22 protein-coding genes are annotated in these 23356 nt (G+C 72.5%); 17 read left to right on the top strand and 5 right to left on the bottom strand.

The window, feature by feature from the left end:
* Positions 1-18: 18 nt before the first annotated feature.
* Both ACIP64_RS21235 and ACIP64_RS21230 read left to right on the top strand, forming a co-directional pair.
* Positions 19-600, top strand: a complete 582-nt coding sequence (locus ACIP64_RS21235; protein ID WP_401588931.1) for a TetR/AcrR family transcriptional regulator — start codon at positions 19-21, stop codon at positions 598-600.
* Positions 597-2033, top strand: coding sequence for an MFS transporter (locus ACIP64_RS21230; protein WP_401588928.1), 1437 nt, complete (start codon positions 597-599; stop codon positions 2031-2033). The genes ACIP64_RS21235 and ACIP64_RS21230 overlap by 4 nt, the downstream gene beginning before the upstream one ends.
* A gap of 194 nt (positions 2034-2227) precedes the next feature.
* Here the strand turns inward: ACIP64_RS21230 and ACIP64_RS21225 are convergent, their stop codons facing one another.
* Complete coding sequence (locus ACIP64_RS21225; RefSeq protein ID WP_401589472.1) at positions 2228-2923, bottom strand: lysophospholipid acyltransferase family protein; 696 nt, start codon at positions 2921-2923, stop codon at positions 2228-2230.
* Positions 2924-3186: 263 nt separating this feature from the next.
* Here ACIP64_RS21225 and ACIP64_RS21220 point away from each other — a divergent pair, with 263 nt between their 5' ends.
* From ACIP64_RS21220 to ACIP64_RS21210, 3 genes are all read left to right on the top strand, one after another.
* Positions 3187-4386: a glycerophosphodiester phosphodiesterase gene (locus ACIP64_RS21220; RefSeq protein WP_401588925.1), complete on the top strand. Its 1200-nt coding sequence runs from the start codon at positions 3187-3189 to the stop codon at positions 4384-4386.
* 73 nt (positions 4387-4459) lie between these two features.
* Positions 4460-4990, top strand: coding sequence for a sigma-70 family RNA polymerase sigma factor (locus tag ACIP64_RS21215; protein WP_401588922.1), 531 nt, complete (start codon positions 4460-4462; stop codon positions 4988-4990).
* Between the two features lie 121 nt (positions 4991-5111).
* A complete protein-coding gene (locus ACIP64_RS21210; protein ID WP_360906447.1) occupies positions 5112-5615 on the top strand; it encodes a GNAT family N-acetyltransferase in 504 nt (167 codons plus the stop codon).
* 7 nt (positions 5616-5622) lie between these two features.
* Here the strand turns inward: ACIP64_RS21210 and ACIP64_RS21205 are convergent, their stop codons facing one another.
* Positions 5623-6066, bottom strand: a complete 444-nt coding sequence (locus ACIP64_RS21205) for a hypothetical protein (RefSeq protein ID WP_401588919.1) — start codon at positions 6064-6066, stop codon at positions 5623-5625.
* Complete coding sequence (locus ACIP64_RS21200) at positions 6059-6427, bottom strand: hypothetical protein (RefSeq protein WP_401588916.1); 369 nt, start codon at positions 6425-6427, stop codon at positions 6059-6061. The genes ACIP64_RS21205 and ACIP64_RS21200 overlap by 8 nt, the downstream gene beginning before the upstream one ends.
* A gap of 468 nt (positions 6428-6895) precedes the next feature.
* Here ACIP64_RS21200 and ACIP64_RS21195 point away from each other — a divergent pair, with 468 nt between their 5' ends.
* Genes ACIP64_RS21195 through ACIP64_RS21185 form a run of 3 tightly spaced genes read left to right on the top strand, consistent with a single transcriptional unit; the run spans position 6896 to position 9525 of the window.
* A complete protein-coding gene (locus ACIP64_RS21195) occupies positions 6896-7942 on the top strand; it encodes a methionine ABC transporter ATP-binding protein (RefSeq protein ID WP_401588913.1) in 1047 nt (348 codons plus the stop codon).
* A complete protein-coding gene (locus ACIP64_RS21190; protein ID WP_401588910.1) occupies positions 7939-8658 on the top strand; it encodes a methionine ABC transporter permease in 720 nt (239 codons plus the stop codon). Before ACIP64_RS21195 ends, ACIP64_RS21190 begins: the two co-directional genes overlap by 4 nt.
* Positions 8659-8694: 36 nt before the next feature.
* Positions 8695-9525: a MetQ/NlpA family ABC transporter substrate-binding protein gene (locus tag ACIP64_RS21185; RefSeq protein WP_401588907.1), complete on the top strand. Its 831-nt coding sequence runs from the start codon at positions 8695-8697 to the stop codon at positions 9523-9525.
* Between the two features lie 24 nt (positions 9526-9549).
* Here ACIP64_RS21185 and ACIP64_RS21180 read toward each other — a convergent pair whose 3' ends face one another.
* On the bottom strand, positions 9550-9939 hold the full coding sequence (locus ACIP64_RS21180; protein ID WP_401588904.1) for an MmcQ/YjbR family DNA-binding protein: 390 nt from the start codon (positions 9937-9939) through the stop codon (positions 9550-9552).
* A 45-nt stretch (positions 9940-9984) separates the two neighbouring features.
* On the bottom strand, positions 9985-10755 hold the full coding sequence (locus ACIP64_RS21175) for a class I SAM-dependent methyltransferase (RefSeq protein ID WP_360906461.1): 771 nt from the start codon (positions 10753-10755) through the stop codon (positions 9985-9987).
* 212 nt (positions 10756-10967) lie between these two features.
* Here ACIP64_RS21175 and ACIP64_RS21170 point away from each other — a divergent pair, with 212 nt between their 5' ends.
* The 9 genes from ACIP64_RS21170 to ACIP64_RS21130 form a co-directional block, all read left to right on the top strand.
* Positions 10968-11612 carry a GNAT family N-acetyltransferase gene (locus tag ACIP64_RS21170; protein WP_401588901.1) on the top strand — a complete coding sequence of 215 codons (645 nt, stop codon included), beginning with the start codon at positions 10968-10970 and terminating at the stop codon, positions 11610-11612.
* A 101-nt stretch (positions 11613-11713) separates the two neighbouring features.
* Positions 11714-12919: a precorrin-6y C5,15-methyltransferase (decarboxylating) subunit CbiE gene (gene cbiE / locus ACIP64_RS21165; RefSeq protein ID WP_401588899.1), complete on the top strand. Its 1206-nt coding sequence runs from the start codon at positions 11714-11716 to the stop codon at positions 12917-12919.
* A gap of 249 nt (positions 12920-13168) precedes the next feature.
* A complete protein-coding gene (cobT, locus tag ACIP64_RS21160) occupies positions 13169-16447 on the top strand; it encodes a nicotinate-nucleotide--dimethylbenzimidazole phosphoribosyltransferase (protein ID WP_401588896.1) in 3279 nt (1092 codons plus the stop codon).
* Between the two features lie 571 nt (positions 16448-17018).
* Positions 17019-18257, top strand: coding sequence for a uroporphyrinogen-III C-methyltransferase (gene cobA, locus ACIP64_RS21155; protein WP_401588893.1), 1239 nt, complete (start codon positions 17019-17021; stop codon positions 18255-18257).
* Positions 18250-19071, top strand: a complete 822-nt coding sequence (locus ACIP64_RS21150; protein ID WP_401588891.1) for a TrmH family RNA methyltransferase — start codon at positions 18250-18252, stop codon at positions 19069-19071. Before cobA ends, ACIP64_RS21150 begins: the two co-directional genes overlap by 8 nt.
* 100 nt (positions 19072-19171) lie before the next feature.
* Positions 19172-20302 (top strand): transaldolase, encoded by a 1131-nt coding sequence (gene tal / locus ACIP64_RS21145; RefSeq protein ID WP_401588888.1) that lies wholly within the window; start codon positions 19172-19174, stop codon positions 20300-20302.
* Entirely contained in the window at positions 20299-21849 is a 1551-nt protein-coding gene (gene zwf, locus ACIP64_RS21140) for a glucose-6-phosphate dehydrogenase (RefSeq protein WP_401588885.1), read from the top strand. The genes tal and zwf overlap by 4 nt, the downstream gene beginning before the upstream one ends.
* Positions 21846-22817 (top strand): glucose-6-phosphate dehydrogenase assembly protein OpcA, encoded by a 972-nt coding sequence (opcA, locus tag ACIP64_RS21135; RefSeq protein WP_401588883.1) that lies wholly within the window; start codon positions 21846-21848, stop codon positions 22815-22817. The genes zwf and opcA overlap by 4 nt, the downstream gene beginning before the upstream one ends.
* Before the next feature lie 2 nt (positions 22818-22819).
* Positions 22820-23356: NAD(P)-binding domain-containing protein (locus tag ACIP64_RS21130; RefSeq protein WP_401588880.1), on the top strand; the 537-nt coding region annotated here is incomplete at its 3' end.

The raw sequence follows: 23356 nt of genomic DNA, 5'->3' as shown, positions 1-23356 counted from the left end.
TTCGGCTACCCTTGTCTCATGAGCTTCCAGCGTGAGCAGGTCCTGCGCGACACGGCCGAGCTGCTCTCGCGCCGCGCCACCGCCTCCATGGACGAGATCGCCAAGGCGGCGGGCATCAGCCGGGCCACCCTGCACCGGCACTTCCCCGGCCGGGACGCGCTCGTACGCGCCCTCGGCACGCTCGGCATCGAGCAGACCGAGGAGTGCCTGGACGCTGCCCGCATCGAGGAGGGCGACCCCGTCGAGGCCGTCCGCCGGCTCATCACCGAGGCCATGCCCGTCTCCGGCTTCCTCGCCTTCCTCTACGGCGAGAACCAGCTCTACGACCTCGACGAGATCAACGACGGCTGGGCCCGCATCGACGGCCGCGTCGCCGCGCTCTTCCGCCGCGGCCAGGAGACCGGCGCCTTCCGCTACGACCTGACCCCCGCCTGGCTCGTCGAGGCGCTGTACGCGCTCATCGCCGCCTCCGCCTGGTCCGTCCTGGACGGCCGCATGGCCCGGCGCGACTCCGCCCGCATGGTCACCGACCTGCTGCTGGGGGGCATGCTGCGCGTGCCCGGCACGGAGGAGGGCCGCCGGACAGGGAGCGCGTCATGACCACCACCGCCCCCGCCGGCACCCTCCGCCGGGACGACCGCGGCCACCCCGGCCGCTGGCTCGCGCTCGGCGTGCTCACCCTCGCCCTGCTGCTCGTCGCCGTCGACGCCACCGTCCTGGGCCTCGCCATCCCCTTCCTCACCGAGGACCTGCGGCCCACCTCCACCCAGCTGCTGTGGATCGGCGACAGCTACTCCTTCGTCATCGCCGGCCTGCTGGTCTCGATGGGCAGCCTCGGCGACCGCGTCGGCCGCAAGCGGCTGCTGCTCACCGGCACCGCCGCCTTCGGCGCGCTGTCGGTCCTCGCCGCGTACGCCACCACGCCCGGGACGCTCATCACCGCCCGCGCGCTCATGGGCGTCGCCGGCGCCACCCTCATGCCGTCCACCCTGGCCCTGATCCGCACCCTCTTCCCCGACGCGCGCGAACGCAGCTTCGCCATCGGCGTCTGGGGTGCGGTCTCGACCGCCGGTGCGGCGCTCGGGCCGGTCGTCGGCGGTGTCCTGCTGGAGCACTTCTGGTGGGGCTCGGTGTTCCTCATCAACCTGCCGGTGATGGCCGTCCTGCTGGTCGTCGGCGCGCGTCTGCTGCCCGAGTCCCGCGATCCGGGCCGCGGACCGTGGGACCCGGCGAGCGTGCTCCTGTCGCTGCTCGGCATGTTCGGGGTCGTGTACGCCGTCAAGCAGCTCGCCGTCCACGGGCCGGGACCGACTGCCCTCGGGGCCGGACTGCTCGGCGCGGCGGGCCTCCACGGCTTCGTACGCCGCCAACTCGCCCTGCCCGTACCACTGCTGGACATGCGGCTGTTCCGGCACCGCGGCTTCTCCGGGGCGGTGCTGGCCGACCTGCTCACCGTGCTCGGGCTCGCCGGGATCGTCTTCTTCCTCTCCCAGTTCCTCCAGGAGGTCCAGGGCCGCTCCCCGCTCCAGGCGGGCCTGTTCGAGCTGCCCGCCACGCTGGGTGCCGCGGGCACCGGCCTCGTCGCGGGGGCCGTCGCCCGGCGCTGGTCGGTGCGGGCCGCCGTCACCGGCGGCCTGGGCGCCACCGGGCTCGCCCTGGTCGCCCTGCTGGCCCTGCGGCCCGGCTCGGGCTTCCTCTACCTCGGCGGCGTCCTGCTCGTCACCGGGGCCGGGGCGGGACTCTCGTACACCGTGACCGCCGACGTCATCCTCTCCAGCGTCCCGCCGGCGCAGGCCGGTGCGGCCTCCGGCGTCTCGGAGACGGCCTACGAACTCGGTGCGGCCCTCGGCATCGCCCTGCTCGGCTCGATCGTCACCGGCATCTCCGGCGGCCCGGCCTCGGCGGCGCCCGCCGCGTTCACCGACGGCCTGCGGACGGCATCCGCCGTGGGCGGCGGCGTCCTGCTGGTCGCGGCGGCGGCCGCCTGGGGGTTGCTGCGGGGGCAGCGGCTCGCGGGAGCGGTGCGCCGCTGAGCCGCGCGTGGCATTCGGGTGGGTTCGGTGTGTTCGCCCGTGCGGGTGGGGGGTGCTGCGCGTGGCTGAGTCGCCCGTGCGGTTCGGGTGGGTTCGGTGTGTTTGCCTGTGCGGGTGCGTCGGGGTTGGTCGCGCAGTTCCCCGCGCCCCTTGAGGGGGGTGGTGCGTGCGGGTTCTCGCGTCCCTACGGGGCGTTACGCCGCGGTCGCGTGGTCGGCGGCCTTGGCCGCCTTGGCCTTGGTGGCGTAGACGTCGACGTACTCCTGGCCGCCGAGCCGCATGACGTGGCTCATCACCTCGTCGGTGACGGCGCGCAGCACGTAGCGGTCGCGGTCCATGCCCTCGTAGCGGGAGAACTCCAGGGCCTTGCCGAAGCGGACCGTGAAGCGGTGCACGCGGGGCATGCCGGCGCCGCCGGGCTGGATGCGGTCGGTGCCGACCATGGCGAACGGGACAACGGGGGCCCCGGTCATCAGGGCCAGCCGGGACACGCCGGTGCGGCCGCGGTAGAGGCGGCCGTCGGGGGAGCGGGTGCCCTCCGGGTAGATGCCGAAGACCTTGCCCTCGGTGAGGATGCGATGCCCGGTCATCAGGGCGGCGACACCGCCGTGGCCTCCGTCGCGGTCGACCGGGATCATGCCCACGGAGGTGAAGAAGGCCGCCATGAGGCGGCCCTTGAGGCCGGGGGTGGTGACGTATTCGTCCTTGCCGATGAAGAAGACCTGCCGCTTGACGACCAGGGACAGGAACATCGAGTCGATGAAGGTGACGTGGTTGCCGGCGAGGATGACCGGGCCCTCACCCGGGATGTGCTCCATGCCCTCGACCCTCGGGCGGAACAGTACACGCATCAGTACTCCGAGCAGCGCCTTGAGGATGATGCGGAACAACGGGTCCTCCGGTCGTGGTCGGCAGAGGTCCGGCGGGACTCTGCGCAGGGTCTCGCTCACCAGTGTGCGCCTCCCCCGTCGAGGACGATACTTCCGCGGCGCCACGACACGCACACCGGGTTCACACGACTGGCACGCATTGTTGATCCGCGTTACCGCCGTGTTCCGACGGTGGCCGCCCGGCTGAAACGGCCGGCCGCCTACGATGCGCGCGTCGCTTGACAGGGTCCGGACAGATGTTCGGCCGATTCGAGGGAGCGCACATGACGCACGAGCAGCAGGGCCAGGACCAGGGCCGGGGTCCCGGCCGCCGGGCACTGATCGGAGCGGCGGCCGCGTTCGGGGCCGGCGCCTCCGTCCTCGGCACGGCGGGGGGCGCGGCGGCGAACGGGCGCGAGTCCTCGCACGGTTCGTCGCACGACTCCGCGCACGGACCGGTGAGAGCCCTTCCCGTGCCGACCGTCGTCGGTCACCGCGGCGCCAGCGGCTACCGCCCCGAGCACACCTTCGGCTCGTACCAGCTCGCGCTGGACCTCGGCGCCGACGTGATCGAGCAGGACCTCGTCCCCACCAAGGACGGCCACCTGGTCTGCCGTCACGAGCCGGAGATCGGCGGCACCACCGACGTCGCCAAGCACCCGGAGTTCGCCTCCCGCAGGACCACCAAGACCATCGACGGCGTCGCCACCACCGGCTGGTTCACCGAGGACTTCACCCTCGCCGAGCTGAAGACGCTGCGCGCCGTCGAGCGGCTGCCCGCACAGCGGCAGCACAACACCCTCTACGACGGCCACTGGGAGATCCCCACCTTCGAAGAGGTGCTGCGCTGGGCCGACGACCAGGGCCGCAAGCGCGACAAGGCGGTGTGGCTGCACGTCGAGACCAAGCACCCCACCTACTTCCGCGGCATCGGCCTCGGCCTGGAGGAGCGGGTGGCCAAGCTGCTCCGCCGCTACGGCCGCGACCAGCGCAACTCCCCGCTGTTCCTGCAGTCCTTCGAGCCCACCAGCCTCCAGCGGCTCGGCGCGCTCGGCCTGCGCAACCCCAAGGTCTTCCTGCTGGACGCCGCCACCACCCGCCCCTACGACCTCGTGGCGGCGGGCGACCCGCGTACCGTCGCCGACCTGGTCACCCCGGCCGGCCTCAAGTGGATCGCCGGCTTCGCGCAGGGCATCGGCCCCACCGTCAACCTGATCATCCCGCGTGACGCGGCCGGCAACCTCGGCACGCCGACCACGCTGGTGCGCGACGCCCACAAGGCCGGGCTGATCCTGCACCCCTACACGATGCGCAACGAGAACGCCTTCCTGCCGGCCGCCTACCGCGTCGGCACCGACCCGAACGCCTACGGCGACGCCTTCGGCGCCTTCCAGCTCTACTTCGAGCAGGGCATCGACGGCATCTTCTCCGACAACTGCGACACCGCGCTGCTCGCCCGCGCGGCCTTCGTCAACAAGGCGTGACGCCACTGCCGCGCACGGGTGGTTCCCCCGCCAGGGGGCAACCGCCCGGCGCGGCACGGGTGTCCCGCGGGGCATGAGCGCATCCGCACGCCACGACGAACTGACCCGCATCCGGCCACTGCTCGCCGCCGAGGCGGCGGCGGAGTCCGTACCCGGCGCCGTCGAGGCCGCCGACCTCGAACAGTCCGTGTGGCTGCGGCTGCTGGAGCTGCCGGAACCGCCCGACGACCCCGCGGGGTGGCTGCGCCGTGCGGTGCGCGCCGAGGCGCGGCTCGCCGGGCGGCACGCCCGCCACGAGACCCCGCTGGCTCCCGCCGCACTGGGCGGGCACGCGGCCGCGCAGGCGCCCACCGCGGAACAGCAGGTGCTCGCCGCCGAGCGGCGCCGCGCCCTGCTGGCCGCCGCGGGCCGGCTGCCGGGGCGCTGCCCTGAGCTGGTATCGGCCCTGATCTCCCGTTCCGACCTCACTTACCGGGAAATCTCCCGGGAGTTGGGAATCTCACAGGGCAGTCTGGGCCCGCTGCGTTCCCGCTGCCTGAGTTGTCTGCGTACGATCCTCGCAACCGGGGTTGCATCTCCCGTACGACGGGGTAATGCACCGTAAACAGTCGGCGACAGGGCGCTTGTGCGCGGCCGCGCCGTGTTCCGGTACCAGTCAGGGCAACGTCCTGGGCGCCCCCTCACCCCTCAGGCGCCCGGGCGACTCGAAGGGGAGGCCAGCGCACATGGGCATGAGCGTGACCATCTCTACCGCGATGGGCGACGACGCCGAGAAGATCCTCAAACTGCAATACCTGTGCTACCAGAGCGAGGCGGAGCTTTACGGCGACTACGGCATCGAACCGTTGACGCAGACCCTCGACGCGCTGCGCGAGGAGCTCACGCAGGGCACGGTCCTGGTGGCCAGGCTCGGCGAGGAGGTGGTCGGCTCGGTCCGCGGCGCGGTCGACGACGACGGCACCGCCCGCATCGCCAAACTGATCGTCCACCCCCGCATGCAGCGGCACGGCCTCGGCGGCCGGCTGCTGCGGGCCATCGAGGAACGGCTGGCGGCCGACCTCCAGGCCAAGCGCTACCGCCTCTTCACGGGCCACCGCAGCGAGTTCAACCTGCGGCTGTACCGCAAGCTCGGCTACGCGCAGGTGGGTTCGGCCGAGCCGGTCAGCGGCCGGCTGAGCCTGGTGCACATGGAGAAGCCGGCGGCGCAGTCCTACGCCGCCAGCGCCTGAGCGCGGATCAGGACGTCCGCTGTGGCTGCGCCGCCCGGCGCAGCCACAGCAGTCCGCTGACGGGGATGACCAGGGGCAGGAACAGGTAGCCCATGCCGTAGTCCGACCACACCGTCTGGTCGGGGAAGGCCGAGGAGTCCACCAGCGTCAGCGTGCCCACGGTCAGTACGCCGATCAGCTCCAGCGTGCAGCTGACCAGCGCCACCTTCCGGGCGCTCTCGCCGCCCCGCCACAGCGCCACCGTGATCACCGCGTACACGATTCCGGCGAGCAGCGACAGCAGGTACGCCAGCGGCGCCTCGTCGAACTGCAGGGCGATCTGCACGATCGCGCGGGACAGCGCGGCGACGGTGAAGACCCCGTACAGCGAGAGCAGCAGCCGTCCCGGGCCGCGGCCGATCCCCTTGTCCGGCGCGGTCTGCCCGGTGGTCCTGCCGGCGGTCTCAGGCACTGACGCCTCCCCAGATGTCGTACAGCCGTACTTCCAGCACGGCCAGGATGACCCCGCCCGCGGCCACGATCGCCGAGCCCCAGCGGGTGCGCTCGGTCAGCGACATGAAGCCCGCGGCCGGGACCGTGCAGGCCGCGCCGAGCAGGTACGCGACGAAGATCGTCGTCCCGTCGACCGGCTTGTCGCCCGCGCCGAGCCTGACCACGCCGATCACCAGCTGGGCCAGCGCCAGCACGGCCACCACGGCCATGCCGATGAAGTGCCAGTCCTTGGTCGGCTGGTCCCGGAAGGCAGCGAAACCGCACCAGGCGGCCAGCAGCAGCGCCGTGGCGGAGACCACGATCGTGAGGACGTCGAGCATGGCGTGACTCTATTACGGGCGGGAATCGCCGGATCCCACACCCCGGCCTGTCCGCATCGCGGACGCCGGGACCGGATATTGGTACGCCGCCGGGGTGTCTGCTTTACTGGTGCCCATGACCACGACGAACCGCCGCTGCCGCGCGACCGAGGCGATGACGCCCGGTGTTCGTCGTATGTGTCGAATGTGTGCACGCTGAGGGCCCACGCCATCTGAGTCTCGCGCCCCGAAGTGAGACCCGCCCCTCCTGCCACGGATCGCGCACACCACCCCCCATGCACATGGACACGGACACGGAACCGCAGCGCGCCCTCTGCCGCTGCCGGCTGACGCACGACCCCCAGCCGCCCGGCACCCGCTGCTGACTCCTCCCACCCCCTTCCGGGGCGCAGCCATGCCTGCCGACCGTGCATTCACCCCCCTGTGCGGCTTTTGTCTGCCGCGCACTCGACAGTGACGGAAATCCCAGTGATCACCACAACGGGCCTGACCAAGGTCTACCGTTCCCACGGCCGGGACACGGTGGCCCTCGACGGCGTCGACCTGCATGTCCGCGAAGGCGAGGTGTACGGCGTCGTCGGCCGCAGCGGCGCAGGCAAGAGCACCCTCATCCGCTGCGTCAACCTGCTGGAGCGGCCGACCTCGGGCACCGTCGAGGTCGCCGGGCAGGACCTGACCGCGCTCGCCGGCCGCTCGCCGCGCGCCGGTTCGGCCCTGCGCGCCGCCCGCGGCCGGATCGGCATGGTCTTCCAGCACTTCAACCTGCTGTCCTCGCGCACCGTCCAGGACAACGTCGAACTCCCGCTGGAGATCCTCGGCGTCTCCGGCCGGCAGCGCACGGCCAAGGCCCGCGAACTGCTCGACCTCGTGGGCCTCGCCGACAAGGCGCGCGCCTACCCCGCCCAGCTCTCCGGGGGCCAGAAGCAGCGGGTCGGCATCGCCCGGGCCCTGGCCGGCGACCCGAAGGTGCTGCTCTCCGACGAGGCCACCTCCGCCCTCGACCCCGAGACCACCCGCTCGATCCTCCAGCTCCTGCGCGACCTCAACCGGCAACTCGGCCTCACCGTGCTGCTGATCACGCACGAGATGGAGGTCGTCAAGGCGGTCTGCGACTCCGCCGCACTGATGAAGGGAGGCCGGATCGTGGAATCCGGCAGGGTCACCGACCTGCTCGCCACCCCCGGCTCCGAACTCGCCCACGAGCTCTTCCCGGTCGGCGGCGAGCCGTCCGGCGAGGACCGCACCGTCGTCGACCTCACCTTCCACGGGGAGGCCGCGACCGAACCGGTCATCTCGCAGCTCTCGCGCACCTACAACATCGACATCTCCGTGCTCGGCGCCGCGCTCGAGACCATCGCGGGACGCCAGGTCGGCCGCATGCGGATCGAACTGCCCGGCGCCTTCGAGGACAACGTGGTGCCCATCGGCTTCCTGCGCGAGAAGGGCCTCCAGGTCGACATCGCGCCGGCCGCCGGCGCGGAGCGGGCCGAGCGGATCGAGGGGGCCGCGAAGTGACCTGGTCCGAGATGCAGCCGCTGCTGTCCCAGGCCTGCGGGGAGACGCTGGTCATGGTCGGCTGGTCCACGCTGATATCCGTCGCGGGCGGCCTGCCGATCGGCGTGCTGCTCGTCCTCACCGGCCGCGGCGGACTGCTCGCCAACGGCGTGTTCTCCAAGGCGCTGGGCGCCGTGGTCAACGTGATCCGGTCGCTGCCCTTCGTGATCCTCATGATCTACCTGATGCCGTTCACCAAGTCCCTGGTCGGCACCACGATCGGTCCGCAGGCGATGATCGTCCCGCTGTCGATCGGCGCGATCCCGTTCTTCGCCCGGCTGGTGGAGATCGCCGTCCGCGAAGTGGACTCCGGTTTCGTCGAGGCCGTGCAGTCCATGGGCGGCAGCACCTGGACCGTCGTGCGCAAGGCCCTGCTGCCGGAGTCGCTGCCCGCGTTGATCTCCGCCGCCACCACGACCGTCATCGCCCTGATCGGCTACTCGGCCATGGCCGGGCTCATCGGCGGCGGCGGCCTCGGCGACCTCGCCGTCCGCTACGGGTACCAGCGCTTCGAGACCGGGCTGATGAACGTGACGCTGGCCGTCCTCATCGTGATCGTCACCGCGGTCCAGTTCCTCGGCGACCTCACCGCCCGCGGCGTCTCGCGCCGCGGCCGGGCCTCCGTCGCCCCGCGGCTGCGCCTGCTGCGTCCGGCCGCCGCCACCGAGACCTCCTGACACCCGCACCACCCACCGTTCAGAAAGGCACTTTTCGTGCGTACCCCTGTCAAGACCACCACCGCCGTCCTGGCCGCCACCGGCCTCGCCCTCGTCCTGGCCGCCTGCGGCTCGGACTCCGGCTCCACCAAGGACAGCGCGAGCGACCCGCTCGTCGTCGCCGCGAGCCCCGTCCCGCACGCGGAGATCCTGGACTTCGTGAAGAAGAACCTGGCCGCCAAGGCCGGACTCAAGCTGGAGGTCAAGGAGTTCAGCGACTACGTGACGCCGAACACCGCGACCGAGGACGGCGACGTCGACGCCAACTACTTCCAGAACCAGCCCTACCTGGACGACTTCAACAAGAAGAAGGGCACCCACATCGTGCCCGTCGTCACCGTCCACCTGGAGCCGCTGGGGCTGTACTCCAGCAAGCTGAAGTCCGCCGACGCGCTCAGGAGCGGCGCGACGATAGCCCTGGCCAACGACGCGGTGAACGAGGCCCGGGGGCTGAAACTGCTCGCCGCCAACGGCCTGATCACCCTCAGGGACGGCGTCGGCAACGAGGCCACCCCCGCCGACGTCACCGGCAATCCGAAGAACCTGAAGTTCAAGGAGCTGGAGGCGGCCCAGCTGCCCCGTTCCCTGGACGACGTCGACGCCGCCGTCATCAACGGCAACTACGCCATCGCCGCGGGACTCAAGCCCGCCCAGGACGCCCTGGTCCTGGAGTCCGCGACGAACAACCCCTACGGCAACTTCCTCGCTGTCAAGGAGGGCAACGAGAAGGACCCGCGTGTGCTCAAGCTCAAGAAGCTGCTCACCTCGCCCGAGGTGAAGAAGTTCATCGAGGACACCTACGCCGGCTCCGTCATCCCCTCCTTCTGACGCTCCCGTGGGGGCGGTGCGCGGTCACTGCGTGCCGTCCCCGCCGTGGACCCCCGCCCAGTCCAGGCGCAGCTGCTCGGTCCGCGGCAGCCGGGACACGATCAGGTCGTACGAGTCCTCGATCATCTCCCGCACCAGGCGGTCGGTGAGCGAACCGTCCAGGGTGACCGTGTTCCAGTGCCGCTTGTTCAGATGCCAACCGGGGGCGATCGCCGCGTGCTCCGCCCGCAACCGGACGGCCAGTTCGGGATCGCACTTCAGGCTGACCTGGAGCGGCTCACCGGCCAGCGCGCTGATCGCGAAGATCTTCCCGCCCACCTTGAAGACCGTCACCTCCGCGTTGCGCGGGAACGGGTTCTCCTCGCTGACCCCATTGAAGCCGAGGCAGAAGTCCCTGAGCCGGTCCGTGTCCATCCGCCCATTCAACCGGGCGGCACCGACAGTGCGGGCCGCGCCGCCTCAGTGCCGGCGCACCCAGTAGACGTCCGTGGTGTACGGCATCTCGATGGCGCCCCTGCCGCGCGTCGCGTCGTGCCCGGCGAGCACCGCCTCGACCTCCGCGCGCACGCGCTCCTGCTCCGCGGGGTCCATCACCGCGATGTGGCTGGAGGAGGTCATGCGCTCCACCACGTCCGACACCGTCGTCGAGTACGGGTTCGGCCAGTGCCGCTCGTACACCTGCGACCAGCCCTCCCGGTCGCCGAAGGCCTTGCGCCAGCCGCCGTCCAGCGGGCTCGGCAGGTCGCGCGGCGCGAGCCGGAAGACGATGTCCTGGTAGTCCCGCACCCACGGCACGGAGGTGTCGTAGGTGTTCCACACCAGCGCCAGCCAGCCGCCCGGCCGCAGCAGCCGCTCCACCTCGGCCAGCGCCTCGTCCTCCTGGAACCAGTGCCACGACTGCGCCGCCACCACCACGTCGGCGGACCCGCCGGGCAGCCCGGTCGCCTCCGCGGTGCCGGCCGTCACCCGCACCTTCGGCAGCCGCAGCTCCGCAAGCCGCTCCCGCATCTCCGCCACCGGCTCCACCGCGACCACCTCGGCCCCGGTCAGCGCCAGCAGCCGGGTGAACTTGCCGGTGCCGGCGCCGAGGTCGACCACGGTGCGCCCGGCCTCAAGGGCCAGCACGTCCGCCAACTCGGCCAGGGCAGCCATGGGGTACGAGGGCCGCGACCGCTCGTAGACACCCGCCGCCCGCTGATATCCGACTCCTGCTGCGTGGTGCACCGTCACGCGGGCAGACGCTAGCAGGACCGTATGACAGCAGGAGGAGCGGACCTGCGGAAAAGCCGGAGAACAGCACGCCAACTGCGCTCGTCGCGGGGGTGGTTGCCCGTACCCTTGACCGACGGCCGCACGGCCCCCGCGGCGACCCGGTCCTGCGGGTGACCCGTTGGATGCTGCATGCTGTGCACTTCACACATGTCCTTGCTACGGAGCGTCGAATGACCAGCTTTCCGGAGATCTCCATCAATACGGAGCGGCTGGTGCTGCGCCCCTACGAGGAGGCGGACATCCCCGCGCACACGGAGATGATGAACGACGAGTCCGTGGTGGCCTGGACCTCCGTGCCGCATCCCTACAGCGAGGCCGACTCCCGCACCTTCCTCACCGAGACCGCGCCCGCCGAGCGGGCCTCCGGGCGGGGCGTCGTCCTCGCCGTGACGGAGTTCCTCACCCAGCGGCTGGTCGGCACCGTCCACCTGCAGCGCGCCGACTGGCGCATCCGCAGCGCCGAGGCGGGCTACGTCATCGCGCCCTGGGCCCGCGGCGAGGGCTACGCCGCCGAGGCCGTGCTCGCGGCCGCCCAGTGGCTCTTCGACGACCAGAAGTTCGAGCGGCTGGAACTGCGCACCGCCGCCGACAACGCCGCCTCCCAGCAGGTCGCCCAGCGGATCGGCTGCGTCAGCGAGGGAGTGCTGCGCAACGCGGGCCTGGTGCGGGCCCGGCCCGACGGGGACAGCGACGGCCACTGGGAGCAGGTCCGCACCGACCTGATCGTCTGGAGCCTGCTCCCCGAGGACCTCGACGGCCTCACCGGACGCGCCTCCGACGGCTCGGACTACGCGGCCTACGCCGACTGGCAGTGAGCACCCCGTAGCCCAAGATCCTGGGCGGGGTACTGTGCACACCCCGGGGAAGACATGTCCCGGGGAACCACACCGCGACGCGCCCAGAAGGCAGGACGACGATGGCCGACCGTGTCACCGTGATCGGGTGGGACGGCTCACCACCCGGCGAGGCCGCGCGTTCCGCGCTGGCGGCGGCGACCCTGGTGGCCGGAACACGGCACCACCTGGCACTGCCCTTCGTGCCGGAGGAGGCCGAGCGGATCGTCCTCGGCAGCATCGACCTCGCCGCCCGCCGCATCGCCCGGCACCGCGGCACCGCGGTCGTCCTGGCCGACGGCGACCCCGGGTTCTTCGGCGTCGTACGGGCCCTGCGCGCCCCCGACCACGGCCTGGAGGTCGAGGTCGTCCCCGGCGTGACCTCGGTGGCCCAGGCCTTCGCGCGGGCCGGCATGCCCTGGGACGACGCCCGCGTCGTCGTCGCGCACACGCGCACCCTGCGCCGCGCCGTCAACGTCTGCCGGGCCCACCCCAAGGTCGCGGTGCTGACCGCACCCGGCGCCGGGCCGGCCGAACTCGCCCTGCTGCTCGGCGACGAGCAGCGCACGTTCGTGATCTGCGAGGCGCTCGGCACCGAGCAGGAGCAGGTCACCGTCCTCACCTCCGACAAGGTCCCCGACCACACCTGGCGCGACCCCAACGTTGTTCTGGTCGTCGGTGCCGCGCCCAGCGCGCCGCCGGCCGCCTCCGGGCAGGCGGGCTGGCTCGCCGGGGGCGACCCCGCCCCCGCGGACCGGGTGCGCGGCTGGGCCCTTCCCACCGAGCGGTACGCGCCCGTGGACGGGCCCGCGCAGCTGCGCGCCCTGCAACTGGCCCGGCTCGGACCGCGTACCGGCGATCTGCTCTGGGACATCGGGGCCGGCGGCGGGGCCGTCGCCGTGGAGGCCGCGCGCTTCGGCGCGGCCGTCATCGCGGTCGAGCGGGACGCGGCGGCCTGCGACCGTGTCGAGGCCACCGCACGGGACTTCGGGGTGCAGGTGCGCGTCGTGCACGGCGAGGCGCCGGAGGTTCTCGAGGACCTTCCGGAACCGGACATCGTGCGCATAGGCGGTGGCGGCGCGGAGGTCGTCGAGGCGTGCGCCGCACGCCGCCCGGAACGGATCGCCGCGAGTGCCGCGAACCGGGACGAGGCGGAAGCCGTCAGAAGCGCCCTCGAAGACGGCGGATACGCCGTGGAATGCGCGTTGTTGCAGGCTGTGGAGCTGGACTCGGACTGGTCGGAGCGGGAGCGCACGGTGGTGTTCGCGCTCCTCGGGCACCGCAGGTGAGGCGATGCGTTGGCCCGTATTGCGACCGGTTTGAGGTGAACCCCCCTGAGCACGCGCGGGCACACGCACGGTAGGCTTGCGGACCGCTGTGCCGTCGTCGTGCGTTGACGTCGACTGAGGGCTGATCAGTATCGATCAGTATCGGTCACTCCCCGCCGACGTGCCGCTTGCAGCCCACGCTCGTTCTTGCTGTGGGCAGTGTGTGCGGCGCAGCGTTGGAAGGAGCGAACCGATGGGCGAGGGGCACGCATGACTGACACCGGCCAGGTCCCGGGTGAGGGACTGCCGGAGAACGCAGGCGGAGAAGCGGTTCTGCAGCCGCACGCCGACCTTCCCGGCAGTGGTGCTCAGCAGCCGGTCGTCCCCACCTGGGAGACCGACCCGCTGAACGCACCGGTCCCGCCCGCCGCATACGCCTACCTCGACCAGCCGGTCGGCCCCGCGGTCGCCGACGAGGACGAGGAGATGCTGCTGATGCCCGGACTGCAGGGGTCGTGGGCCGACCCGCAGCCGGTGCCGCCGCAGCCCGCCGCACCCGCCGCCGTTCCGGTGGCCCCGGTCGCGCCGGCACCCATGGCCGCGCCCGTGGGCGAACCCGCCCCGGTGGCGCCCGCGATGGCGCACGAGACGCACGTCCAGGTGCACGAGCAGCTGACCGGCGCCCTCGCCGCCCCGGTCGCCCCGCCCGGCGGCCCGCACGAGCACGACGCCCACGAGAGCGGCGGCCGTGACTCGGGCTCCCTCGACTACTCAGCCGTGCGCGCCTCGGCGACGCCGCCCGCCGGCGTCCCGGTGCCGGGTGCCGCGGTGGACGGGCAGCCGCAGGCCGCTCCCGCGGAACCGCTCGTCCCTGCCCCCGCGCCCGCGCCCGCCCTCGAGACCCTGACGCCGGAGCCGGTGGTGACCGACGCGGCCGTGGCGGCCGCACCGCAGGCGTTCCAGGAGCAGGTCCCGGCCACGCCGGCGCCCGTCCGGCGGCCGCTGCACATGGGCCCGCCCATCCCCGACCCGTCCAACGGCGGCGGTGTCGTACGGTCCCTGGCCGACCGCGGCCCGGCGACGTCCGTCCCGCAGTCCGTGCCGGTCACGCCGCCGCCCGTGGCGGCCGTGCCGCCCGTTCCGTCGACGTCGTCGATTCCGTCCGTTCCGTCCGTTCCGTCCATGTCGACGGTGCCGACCGAGCCGTCCGTGCCATCCGTGCCGGAGACGCCTGCCGCGGCGACCCCCGTCGTGCCGGTGCCGCCGTCCGTCGAGACGCCGCTGCGCCACGCCGGGCCGCCGACGACCGGTCCGGAGTACCTGGACATCCCGCGCGACGAGCCGTCCGCCGCGGGCGCCGCCTGGGCGGCGCCGGAGCAGGAGCCCGAGGTCGCCGCCGAGCCCGAGCCCGAGCCTGTGCCCGAGCTCGCCGAGCTGCCGATCGCACCGCAGGCGGAGGAGGTTGCGGCCCCCGCTCCCGAGCCGGAGCCGGTGGCGGAGGCGCTGCCCGAGCCCGCCGTGGTGGAGGCCGAGCCGCTGCCGCTGGACTCCCCGGACGAGCCGCTGCCGTTCGGGATGGAGCCGGAGCCGGAGCCCGAGCCCGAGCCCGTGGCCCGGGAGGCCGTCGTCCCCGAGATCGCTGCCCCGGAGATCGCTGCCCCGGAGGTCGTTGTTCCGGAATTTGTCGAGGTCGCCGAGGTCGTCGAGCCCGTCGCGGTTTCCGAGGACGCCGGGGCCTCCGTTCCCGAGGCGGCGGAGTCCGCCGGGCCCGACGTGGAGACCGTCGAGGGCGAGGACGTCCCGGAGCTGCTGCTCCCCGCCGCCGAGGGCTACGAACCCGCCGTGCGGGACGCCGTGCACCGCGTCATCCGCGAACGCCGCGACATCCGCAACGGCTTCCGGAACGACCCCATCCCGCACGAGGTGCTGATCCGCGTCCTGGAGGCGGCCCACACCGCGCCCAGCGTCGGCCACTCCCAGCCCTGGGACTTCGTCGTCATCCGCTCCGCCGAGACCCGGCAGCGCATGCACGAACTCGCCATGCAGCAGCGCGACGCGTTCGCCAAGTCCCTTCCCAAGGGGCGGGCCAAGCAGTTCCGCGAGCTGAAGATCGAGGCGATCCTCGACACCCCGGTCAACATCGTCGTGACCGCGGACCCCACCCGCGGCGGCCGCCACACGCTGGGCCGCTACACCCAGCCGCAGATGGCGCCCTACTCGTCGGCACTGGCGGTGGAGAACCTCTGGCTCGCCGCCCGCGCCGAAGGCCTCGGCGTCGGCTGGGTCAGCTTCTTCGACGAGCGCGAGATGGTCCGCGAACTCGGCCTCCCCGAGCACCTGGAGGTCGTCGCCTACCTGTGCGTCGGCTACGTCGACGAGTTCCCCGAGGACCCGGAGCTCGTGCAGTCCGGCTGGTCCAAGCGGCGCCCGCTGGCCTGGGTCGTCCACGAGGAGGAGTACGGCAACCGCGCCCTGCCCGGCGAGGAGCCGCACGACCTCCTGGAGGAGACGCTGCGCGGCATCCGCCCGCTCGACGCCAAGGCGCTCGGCGAGGCGTGGGAGCGGCAGAAGCGGATGACCAAGCCGGCCGGCGCGCTCGGCATGCTGGAGATCATCTCCGCGCAGCTCAGCGGCCTGTCCCGGCAGTGCCCCCCGCCGATCCCCGAGCCCGCCGCCGTCGCCATCTTCGCCGGCGACCACGGCGTGCACGCCCAGGGCGTCACCGCGTGGCCGCAGGAGGTCACCGGCCAGATGGTCGCCAACTTCCTGGGCGGCGGAGCCGTGTGCAACGCCTTCGCCAACCAGGTGGGCGCCGAGGTCTGCGTCGTGGACGTCGGCGTCGCCTCCGAACTCCCCAGCACGCCCGGTCTGCTGCCGCGCAAGGTGCGCCCCGGCACCGGTGACTTCACCGCCGGCCCCGCGATGTCCCGCGAGGAGGTCCTGCGGGCCATCGAGGTCGGCATCGAGACCGCGCGCGATCTTGTCGCCGCGGGCAACAAGGCGCTGCTGACCGGCGAGATGGGCGTCGCCAACACCACCGTCTCCGCGGCCCTGATCTCCGTCTACACCGGGGTCGACCCGGCGGAGGTCACCGGGCGCGGCACGGGCATCAACGACGAGATGCACGCGCGCAAGGTCGATGTCGTACGGCGGGCGCTGGAGCTCCACCGGCCCGATCCGTCCGACCCGATCGAGGTCCTGGCGGCCATCGGCGGCCTCGAACACGCGGCCATGGTCGGCCTGTTGCTCGGCGCGGCGTCCCTGCGGACCCCGGTCATCCTGGACGGCGTCAGCGCCGGCGCGGCTGCCCTGGTCGCCCGCGCGATCGCGCCCGAGGTCCTCGCGGCCTGCATCGCTGGGCACCGCAGCGCGGAACCCGGTCACCGCGCGGCCCTCACGAAGCTGGGGCTGCGGCCGCTGGTCGACCTCGACCTGCGGCTGGGGGAGGGGACGGGGGCGTTGCTGGCGCTGCCGCTGGTGCAGAGTGCTGCGCGGGCGATGCATGAGGTGGCGACGTTCGACTCCGCGGGGGTGACGGAAAAGGGCTGACGCCCTTCCCCGTGGGGTTCCCCGCCCTCCCGCCCGTGTGCCCGGCAAGGTCTGGGCGCCCCGACGCGCGTTGTTGGGGGGCCGGGTTCGGGGCCTCCGGGGCTGCCATTCTGGACAGCACATTTAGGTGCCTCAGGTACTCGGATTGATCGCTCCGGGTTGTGCACCCAAATATGCTCCAGTGTCCAGAACGCCACCCCTCCGACCCCGCCCCCTCAGGTTTCGCCATGCGCCTGATCCCCGGTGGGTGGGCGAAGGGGCGGTCCGGGGTTGCCGCGAGTGCTGTCTGAACCCCCACCGGCCGTAAGTCGCCCCAACCGGCCCGGGAGGGGGTGCGCCGGGGTCCGCCCGCAGGCGACGAGCGGTGACTGCGGTACGCGAATTGCGGGGGTAAACCGCGAGCGCCGAGGACGGGCGCCGGAGCGGCGCCGACCCCCCACAGCACACGTGCGGGGCCCGCACTTACCGCGCCGGGCAATCGGGCGGGAGGGCGGGGAAAAAACCCAGGGCCCAAGCACACCGTAGGGTTGACGCGGGAACCGCCACGCCGACGACGAGGAGCCGCACCACCATGACAGCCGAGCGCAGCGACGCCGTGCCCGCATATCCCGTCGGACTGCGGCTGGCGGGTCGGCGCGTGGTCGTGCTGGGCGGCGGCCAGGTCGCCCAGCGCCGGCTGCCGACGCTGGTGGCCGCGGGGGCGGACGTGGTGCTGGTCTCGCCGTCGGCGACGCCGTCCGTGGACGCGATGGCCGCCGCCGGCGAACTGCGCTGGGAGCGGCGCCGCTACCGTCCCGGGGACCTGGCGGACGCGTGGTACGCGCTGATCGCGACGGACGACGCGGAGGTGAACGAGGCGGCGTCCGCGGAGGCGGAGGAGCGCCGCGTGTGGTGTGTGCGCAGTGACGACGCCGACGCGGCGACCGCGTGGACGCCGGCGACGGGGCGGACGGACGGCGTGACCGTCGCCGTGCTGACCGGGCGTGATCCGCGGCGTTCCGCGGCGGTGCGGGACGCGATCGTGGAGGGGCTGCGGAACGGCTCGCTGGCCGCGCCCCAGCGTCGGGGCCGGATCCCGGGGGTGGCGCTGGTGGGCGGTGGGCCGGGGGACCCGGACCTGATCACGGTGCGCGGCCGCCGGCTGCTCGCGGAGGCTGACGTGGTGATCGCGGACCGTCTGGGACCGCGCGATCTGCTGGACGAACTGCCGCCGCACGTCGAGGTGATCGACGCCGCGAAGATCCCGTACGGCCGCGCGATGGCGCAGGAGGCGATCAATGCCGCGCTGATCGAGCACGCGAAGGCGGGCAAGGCCGTTGTGCGGCTCAAGGGCGGCGACCCGTTCGTGTTCGGCCGGGGTATGGAGGAGGCGCAGGCGCTGGCGGAGGCCGGGATTCCGTGCACGGTGGTGCCGGGCATCTCGAGTTCGATCAGTGTGCCGGCCGCCGCGGGCATCCCGGTGACGCACCGGGGCGTGGCGCACGAGTTCACCGTGGTGAGCGGCCATGTGGCTCCGGAGGACCCCCGTTCCCTGGTGGACTGGGAGGCGCTGGCCCGGTTGCGCGGCACGTTGGTGCTGTTGATGGGGGTCGAGCGGATCGCCGCGATCGCGGACGCGCTCGTGGCGCACGGCCGGGGCGCCGACACGCCTGTCGCGGTCGTCCAGGAGGGCACGACGGCGTCTCAGCGGCGCGTGGACGCGACGCTCGCGACGGTGGGGCGGAAGGTGGCCGAGGAGGGCGTGCGGCCGCCCGCGGTGATCGTGATCGGCGACGTCGTGGCCGTGGGCGCGGTGGCCTCCCGTGGCTGAGCTGGTCACCGTCGACGATCCCGAGGACCCGCGGCTGCACGACTACACCTCGCTGACCGACGTCGAGCTGCGCCGCCGCCGCGAGCCCGCGGAGGGCCTGTTCATCGCGGAGGGCGAGAAGGTCATCCGCCGTGCCTGGCAGGCCGGTTACGGCATGCGCTCGATGATGCTCTCCGCCAAGTGGGTCGACGTCATGCGGGACGTCATCGACGCGGCTCCGGCGCCGGTGTACGTGGTGGACCCCGCCGTCGCCGAGCGGGTGACCGGTTACCACGTGCACCGCGGTGCCCTCGCGTCGATGCGGCGCAAGGAACTGCCGGAGCCCCGGGAGCTGCTGGCCGGGGACCGTCCGGGCCCCCGCCGTGTCGCGGTCTTCGAGGACATCGTCGACCACGCCAACATGGGCGCGGCCTTCCGCAACGCCGCCGCCCTCGGCGTGGACGCGGTGCTGCTCACCCCGCGCTGCGCCGACCCCCTCTACCGGCGGGCGGTGAAGGTGTCGATGGCGGCCGTGCTCGCCGTTCCGTACGCCAGGTTCGCTGCGTGGCCGGACGACGCGGGTCTGCTCCGCGAGCAGGGTTTCGTGCTCGCGGCCCTGAGCCTGTCGGACCGTTCCATCACGCTCGACGAGCTCGCGGGCCGCCGGCACGAGCGGCTGGCGCTGATGCTGGGCACGGAGGGCGAGGGGCTGTCGGACGGGGCGCTGCGCGCCGCGGACGCGCATGTGCGCATCCCGATGGAGGCCGGCGTGGACTCACTCAACGTGGCCGCGGCCTCGGCTGTGGCCTTCTACGCCACACGGCCGGGGACCTAGTTGATTTAAGTCTCAACTACCAGTGTAACGTCTTCTGAGGCCCCGGGAGGACCGGGAATCGTTCGCTCGCCCCCGCGGTTGATGCGAGCGCAGAAAGAAGATGATCACAGTGAACGAAGCAGAACCGTTGCGGCGCCTGACCGACGCGGGCGTCTCGATCTGGCTGGACGACCTCTCGCGCGGCCGGCTCACCTCGGGCGGTCTCGCCCGACTCGTCGCCTCCGGGCGGGCGGTGGGCGTCACCACCAACCCCTCCATCTTCCAGGCCGCCATCGGCTCGGGAGCGGACTACCGCGAGCAGCTCGCCGACCTGGCCGTGCGCGGGGTCACCCGCGACGAGGCCGTCCGCATGATGACCGCCGCCGATGTCCGGGACGCCGCCGATGTGCTGCGCCCGGTGTACGACGCGACGGGCGGCCAGGACGGCCGGGTGTCGATCGAGGTCGACCCGCGGCTGGCCCACAACACGGCGGCGACCATCGCCGAGGCCGAGCAGCTGGCCTGGCTGGTGGACCGCCCGAACACCCTGATCAAGATCCCGGCGACCAAGGCGGGCCTGCCGGCCATCGCCGAGGTGATCGGCAAGGGCATCAGCGTCAACGTCACGCTGATCTTCTCGCTGGAGCGCTACCGCGAGGTCATGGACGCCTACCTGACCGGTCTGGAGAAGGCGAAGGCCGCGGGCCTGGACCTGTCCCTGATCCGTTCCGTGGCGTCCTTCTTCGTGTCCCGCGTGGACACCGAGATCGACAAGCGCCTGGAGAAGATCGGCACCGACGAGGCCAAGGCCCTCAAGGGCAAGGCCGCCATCGCCAACGCCCGCCTGGCGTACGAGGCCTACGAGGAGGTCTTCGCGGGGGACCGCTGGGCCGCTCTCGCGGCCGCGGGCGCGCACAAGCAGCGGCCGCTGTGGGCCTCCACCGGTGTGAAGGATCCGGCCTACCCGGACACCATGTACGTCGACGAGCTGGTCGCCCCCGGCGTCGTCAACACCATGCCGGAGGCCACGCTGGACGCCGTCGCCGACCACGGCCGCATCGAGGGCGACACCGTGACCGGCCGCTACGACGCGGCCCGCGCGGACCTCGCGGCGGTCGGACGGCTGGGGATCTCCTACGACGAGGTCGTCCGGCAACTGGAGGACGAGGGCGTCACCAAGTTCGAGGCTGCCTGGGACGACCTGCTGGCAGCGATCGCCACCGCACTGAACGAAGGAGCCGACGCGGAATGAGCAAGGCCGAGACCGCACCCGAGATACCGTGGTCCAACCCCCTGCGGGCGCCCGGTGACCGCCGGCTGCCCCGCATCGCGGGACCGTCCGGTCTGGTGATCTTCGGCGTGACCGGTGACCTGTCCCGCAAGAAGCTGATGCCGGCCGTCTACGACCTCGCCAACCGCGGCCTGCTGCCGCCGGGCTTCTCGCTCCTCGGCTTCGCCCGCCGCGACTGGGAGGACCAGGACTTCGCCCAGGTCGTGCACGACTCCGTGCGCGAGCACGCCCGTACCCCGTTCCGCGAGGAGGTGTGGCAGCAGCTCGCGGAGGGCATGCGCTTCATCCCGGGCGACTTCGACGACGACGTCGCGTTCAAGCAGCTGCGGACCACCGTCGACGAACTGGACGCCTCGCGCGGGACGAGCGGCAACTACGCCTTCTACCTCTCCGTGCCGCCCAAGTTCTTCCCCACCGTCGTACGGCAGTTGAAGAAGCACGGGCTCACCGACGCCCCCGAGGGCTCGTGGCGGCGGGCGGTCATCGAGAAGCCGTTCGGCCGCGACCTGGAGAGCGCACAGCAGCTCAACGAGCTGGTCCACGAGGTGTTCGCGCCGGAGCAGGTGTTCCGGATCGACCACTACCTGGGCAAGGAGACGGTCCAGAACATCCTGGCGCTGCGCTTCGCCAACACGATGTTCGAGCCCGTGTGGAACCGCAGTTACGTCGACCACGTGCAGATCACCATGGCCGAGGACATCGGCATCGGCGGTCGCGCGGGCTACTACGACGGCATCGGCGCCGCACGCGACGTCATCCAGAACCACCTGCTCCAGCTGATGGCGCTGACCGCCATGGAGGAGCCCGCCTCCTTCGACGCCGAGTCGCTCCTCACGGAGAAGCTGAAGGTCCTGCGGGCGGTCAAGCTCCCGGACGACCTCGGCAGGCACACGGTGCGCGGCCAGTACACGCACGGCTGGCAGGGCGGCGAGGAGGTGCCCGGCTACCTGGAGGAGACCGGCATCGACCCGGCGTCCAAGACCGACACCTACGCCGCGATCAAGCTGGAGGTCGACAACCGCCGCTGGGCGGGCGTCCCCTTCTACCTCCGGGCCGGCAAGCGGCTCGGGCGCCGGGTCACGGAGATCGCGGTGGTCTTCCAGCGCGCCCCGCACTCCCCGTTCGACCCGAAGGCGACCCAGGAGCTGGGCCAGAACGCGATCGTCATTCGGGTCCAGCCGGACGAGGGCGTGACCGTGCGGTTCGGCTCGAAGGTGCCGGGCACCTCGATGGAGATCCGCGACGTGACGATGGACTTCGCCTACGGCGAGTCCTTCACCGAGTCCAGCCCGGAGGCCTACGAACGCCTCATCCTCGACGTGCTGCTGGGCGACGCGAACCTCTTCCCGCGCCACCAGGAGGTCGAGGAGTCCTGGAAGATCCTCGACCCGGTCGAACGGTACTGGGACCGGCACGGCCGGCCCGCTCAGTACACCGCGGGCAGCTGGGGCCCCGCGGAAGCCGACACGATGCTCGCACGAGACGGACGGAGCTGGCGCAGGCCATGAGGATCGATCTCACCGACACCACGGCAAGCCGTATCAACAAGGCCCTGGTACGGGCCCGCCGCGCCATCGGCTCCCCTGCCGTGGGCGTGGTCCTGACCATGGTCGTCGTGACCGACGAGGAGAACGCGCACGACGCCCTGAAGGCCGCGGAGCAGGCCTCGCAGGAGCACCCCTCCCGCGTTCTCGTCGTCGTCAGGCGACCGGACCGCACCCACCGGCGCACCGCATCCCGCGTCGACGCGGAGGTTCGCGTCGGCTCGGACGCCGGCTCCGGCGAGGCGGTGCTGCTTCGCCTGTTCGGGGAGGTGGCCGAGCACGCCGACTCGGTGGTCCTGCCGTTGCTGCTGCCGGACGCCCCCGTCGTCGTCTGGTGGCCCGTGGACGCCCCCGCCGCCCCGGCGCGGGACCCGCTGGGCGCGCTCGCCCAGCGCCGGATCACCGACGCGTACGCCGTCGAGCGGCCGCTGGAGGAACTGGCGGCGCGCGCCGGGTCGTACGCGCCCGGCGACACCGATCTCGCCTGGACCCGGCTGACGCCCTGGCGCTCGATGCTGGCCGCCGCGCTCGACCAGGCCCGTACCCGGGTCACCTCGGCGGTCGTCGAGAGCGAGGCCGACAACCCCAGCGCCGAGCTGCTGGCCGGCTGGTTCGCCGACCGTCTGCGCGTGCCCGTCGAGCGGGTCACCACCGCCGGGCCCGTCGTCACGGCCGTCCGGCTGCGTACCGAGCACGGTGACATCGTTGTCGACCGGCCCGAGGGGGCCGTCGCCACCCTGTCCATCCCCGGGCAGCCCACCCGCGTGCTCGCCCTGAAGGTCCGCACCACGGCGGAACTGATCGCGGAGGAACTCCGCCGCCTCGACCCCGACGAGGCGTACGCCGCCGCGCTGCGTGCCGAGGTCACGACGCCCCCCGCGGCCGGGGCCCGCAAGAGCCGCACGTCCCACCAACAGCGAAGGAACGCCTGAACATGGAACTCGGTCTGATCGGTCTCGGCAAGATGGGCGGGAACATGCGCACCCGCATCCGCCAGGCCGGACACACTGTCGTCGGCTACGACCGCAACCCGGACCTCGCCGACGTCCACAGCCTGCGGGAGCTCGTGGACAAGCTGGCGGCGCCGCGTGTGGTGTGGGTGATGGTGCCGGCCGGTGCCGCGACCCAGTCCACCATCGACGAGCTGGGCGAGCTGCTGTCCCCCGGGGACGTGGTGGTCGACGGCGGCAACTCCCGCTGGACGGACGACGAGAAGCACGCCGAGGAGCTGGCGGCCAAGGGCATCGGCTTCGTCGACTGCGGTGTCTCCGGCGGCGTGTGGGGCCTGCAGAACGGCTACGCGCTGATGTACGGCGGCGACGCCGAGCACGTCGAGAAGGTCCAGCCGGTCTTCAACGCCCTCAAGCCGGAGGGCGACTTCGGGTCGGTGCACGCGGGCAAGGTCGGCGCCGGCCACTTCGCGAAGATGGTCCACAACGGCATCGAGTACGCCATGATGCAGGCCTACGCC

Source organism: Streptomyces sp. NPDC088733 (genome assembly GCF_044751185.1).
Lineage (GTDB): Bacteria > Actinomycetota > Actinomycetes > Streptomycetales > Streptomycetaceae > Actinacidiphila.
The sequence above is the reverse complement of the archived record's forward strand: the minus strand, read 5'-3'. Positions and strand labels throughout refer to the sequence as shown.